Origin of the sequence: Calidithermus terrae (assembly GCF_003574345.1) — a bacterium.
Taxonomy (GTDB): domain Bacteria; phylum Deinococcota; class Deinococci; order Deinococcales; family Thermaceae; genus Calidithermus; species Calidithermus chliarophilus.
Window position 1 is genome coordinate 1 of sequence record NZ_QXDL01000303.1, and the last position, 3,553, is coordinate 3,553.

The 3,553-nt window shown below is 69.8% G+C and carries 2 protein-coding genes; both read right to left on the bottom strand.

Going from position 1 to position 3,553, the window contains the following annotated elements:
• Positions 1–202: 202 nt before the first annotated feature.
• On the bottom strand, positions 203–1,267 hold the full coding sequence (locus Mterra_RS19710; RefSeq protein WP_170159756.1) for a S1C family serine protease: 1,065 nt from the start codon (positions 1,265–1,267) through the stop codon (positions 203–205).
• Between the two features lie 5 nt (positions 1,268–1,272).
• Complete coding sequence (locus Mterra_RS19715) at positions 1,273–3,120, bottom strand: arginine--tRNA ligase (RefSeq protein WP_119316671.1); 1,848 nt, start codon at positions 3,118–3,120, stop codon at positions 1,273–1,275.
• Positions 3,121–3,553 lie beyond the last annotated feature (433 nt).

Sequence of the window (3,553 nt, forward strand, 5' to 3'; positions counted from 1 at the left end):
GGCGGGGGCCGATAGCTGGACGCCGGGGGTCGATAGCCCATAGCCGATAGCTGATAGCCCATAGCCCAACGCTAAATGCCCTTTCTTCACCCCCCTTAATAAGGGGGGCCGGGGGGGATAAACCCTCCCTGCCAGCCGGGAAGGTTAGGACGGGGTTGACCACACGCTACGAGCCTTTTGCTGACGGCCGACGGCTCACCGCTCACGACCTTGCCACCATCGTCAGCGTCACCTCGACGCGCCGCCCCTGGCGCCATAGCGTGAGGCGGACCTTGTCGCCTACGCGGAAGCGGGCGATCTGCTGGATGACCTCGGCGCGGTTCTTGACGGCCTTGCCGTTGACGGCGAGGATCACGTCGCCCAGGCTGGTGAGCTTGCCGTTGGGGTTGCGCCCGGCGCCGCGCAGGCCGGCGCTGCGGGCGGGGGAGCTGGGCTCGATCTGGTCGATCATGGCGCCCTGGCTGCTGATGAGGCCCACGCTGCGCAGCAGGATGGGGTCGAGGTCGGTGAGGTCCACGAGGGTGGCGCCCAGCCAGCCGCGCTGCACGCGGCCGAAGCGCTCGAGGTCCTGCACGCTCTGGCGCACGAGGTCGCCGGGGATGGCGAGCCCGAGCCCGGCGAGCCCGCTCGGCGGGCCCACCACCATGCTCATCACGCCGATCACCTGGCCCTGGAGGTTGATCATCGGCCCGCCGGAGTTGCCCTCCTCGGTGCGGGCGTCGGTGAAGAGCACCTCGCCCACCTCGGTGCCGACGTCGGTCTGGGGCACGTCCTGCACGAGCTCGACCGGGCCCACCTTGGAGAGGATGCCGTAGGTGACGACGTGGCGCTGGAGGAAGGGGCTGCCGATGACCACCACGCCCATGCCGATGGGCAGGTTCTGCGAGCTGCCGAAGCTCAGCGTAGCCGGGGCCCGCACCCCCTGCACCGCGAGGATGGCGATGTCGATGCCGCGGTCCACCGCGAAGACCTGCGCGGGGTAGGGCTGGCCGTCGTAGAGGATCACCCGCAGGTCCTTGAGGCCCTGCACGACGTGGTAATTGGTGACGATGCGGGTGGGGCTGTAGAAGAAGCCCGAGCCGCCCACGGGCTCGCTGCCCCCGGGGCCGAAGCTCTCCTCGGGGATGCCCTCGACCTTGACCACCGCGGGCAGGGAGCGCTGGATCACAGCGCTCCGGGCCACCTCCTCGGGGGTGGTGAGCCGGGGTGCCTGGGCCAGCGCCAGGGCCAGCAGCAGGATGAGTGCCACTCCGACGACCGATCGCATCATAGCTACATTACTTCGGGGGCCTGTAGTCCCAACAGCCCCAGCCCCTGCGCCAGGGTGCGCTTGACGCCGCGCACGAGCTCGAGCCGCACCCCCCGCAGGCCCTGTGGCGCCGTGAGCACGGGGGTCGCCGGCTTGCCGTCGGGGGTCTTGGCGTTGTAGTAGCCGTTCCAGGCCGCGCCCAGGTCGAGCAGGTACTGCGCGAGCAGGTTGGGGGCCTTGTTCTTAGCCGCTTCCGCGACGGTCTCGCCGAAGCGCAGCAGGGTCTTGGCGAGCTCGAGCTCGTAGGGCGTGACCTGCCCGAAGTCGGGGGCCTCGCCGGCGAGCCCCTGCTCCTCGGCCTTGCGCAGGATGGACGAAGCCCGGGCGTGCGCGTACTGCAGGTAGGGGCCGGTGTCGCCCTCGAAGGCCAGGGCCTGGTCGTAGCGGAAGTCGATCTGCTTCTTGGCCTCGGTCTTGATCATCGCGAAGCGCACCGCCCCCACGCCGATGGCCTCGGCGGCGGCCTCGGGCTCGGGGTGCTCGGGGTTCTTCTGTGCGATCACCGCCCGCGCCCGCCTCACCGCCTCGTCGAGCACCTCGTCCACGCTCACGGTGATGCCCTTGCGCCCGGACATCTGCTGGCCCTCCAGGAGCACCGTCTCGTAGGCCAGGTGGTAGGCGCCCTCGGCCAGGTCGTGCCGCCCGGCCACCTCGAGCCCGGCCCGCACGATCATCTGCGGGTGCGACTGCCGCGCGTCGATGACGTTGATGGTCTCGGTGGCCCCGACGTGCTCGGGCACCGACCCCGCCGGCGTGCTGGTGTACATCGGGCGGCCGGGCGTGAAGGCGGGGTAGTCGCCGGGGTAGGGGTCGAACTTCAGCCCCTGCAACAGGCCCATCTTCCACATCTGGAAGGCGATGTCCTTGGCGTAGTAGGTGCTCGCCCCGTTGGAGCGCACCAGCACGAAGTAGGGGTCCTCGAGCCCCGGGATGATCTGCGAGGCGTCGATCACCAGCGCCCCGGCGTACTTGCCCTCGGCGGGCCTGAAGACGTAGGGGCTTTTCTCCAGGATCTCCAGCGCCTTCCTCAAAAGCCCCTCGTGCACGATGTCCGACTCCCACACCAGCACGTCGTAGCGGGCGCCCAGGCGGTGCATGGTCTGGAGCTGGCTGCGCAGGATCTTGTCCACCTCCTCGCGCAGCTTGCCCTCCTCGAGCTGGTGCAGCACCTCGGCGATGTGGGGCTCGAGCTCGGCCTTCCTGGCCTCGTCGGCGAGCTCCTTGTGCAGCCGCACGTAGGCCTCGCCCACCCAGTGGTCGTACTTCCGGCCGCCGTCGTACCGCAGGCCGAAGTGGCGCAGCGCGAACAGCGAGTCGGCGGCCTGGCGGCCGGTGTCGTCGATGTAGTTGAGCACCTCCACCTCGCGGCCCGCGAAGTCGAGGATGCGGGCCACCGAGTCGCCCAGGCACACGTTGCGCAGGTGCCCGACGTGCAGTTCCTTGTTGGGGTTGACCGCCGTGTGCTCGACGAGCACCTTGCCGGGCTGCTTGGGGAAGGGGCGCACGGGCTCGAGCGCCGAGCGCACCACGTGGCCGGGCTCGAGCTCGAAGTTGAGGTAGCCGCCCACCGCGAACACGCGCCGCACGAACGGGGGCTGCTGCAACTTCTCGGCGATGTCGGCGGCGATCTGGGCCGGGGCCTTGCGCAGCGCTCGAGCCAGGCTGAAGGCCACGGGCGTGCCGTAATCGCCCTCCTTGCCGCTGGGGGTTTCCTGGATGACGATCTCGGGGGCCTCGCTAACGCCCAGGGCGTCTAGGGCCTGGGCGACGCTTTGTTGGAGTTGGGCCTTGATAGGCGACTTCGGCGACATCAGGGTTCTATGCTATCAACCCCTCTCATGTTTTTGTGAACCTAGGCTGAGATCGGGCCCGAACTGGGGAAAGAGCGGCTATTCGCGGGAAAGGCGCCGGATTTTCGGCTGGAACAGTGCTTTGATCGGCTGATGACGTTGTCTGTGGGCGGGAAAGCGGGTGATGGTGCGGTGCTTTGGTTTGGCGACCCCCGCTCCGCCGTCAGGGGCCGGAGGGGGAGGCCATTCCACGTGGCGAGGGCATCGCGGTACGCGACCCGGCGTACGCCGGAAACCTGCTCCCCCTGGGCTCCCCCGAGGGGCCCCAGGTCACCGGCGGAGCCGGTACGGCCTACGGCCACCCCCTCGCGGGCATGCCGCCGGGCCTCGGCGCCCGCGTACGCGGGGGTGCGGGCCGCACCTTGACCCGGCGGCATGCCCGTCTGCGCCACCC

Excerpts from the sequence above, each read along its gene's own strand:
- Mterra_RS19710 (WP_170159756.1), bottom strand. The coding sequence starts at position 1,267 with ATGCGATCGGTCGTCGGAGTGGCACTCATCCTGCTGCTGGCCCTGGCG.
- Mterra_RS19715 (WP_119316671.1), bottom strand. The coding sequence starts at position 3,120 with ATGTCGCCGAAGTCGCCTATCAAGGCCCAACTCCAACAAAGCGTCGCC.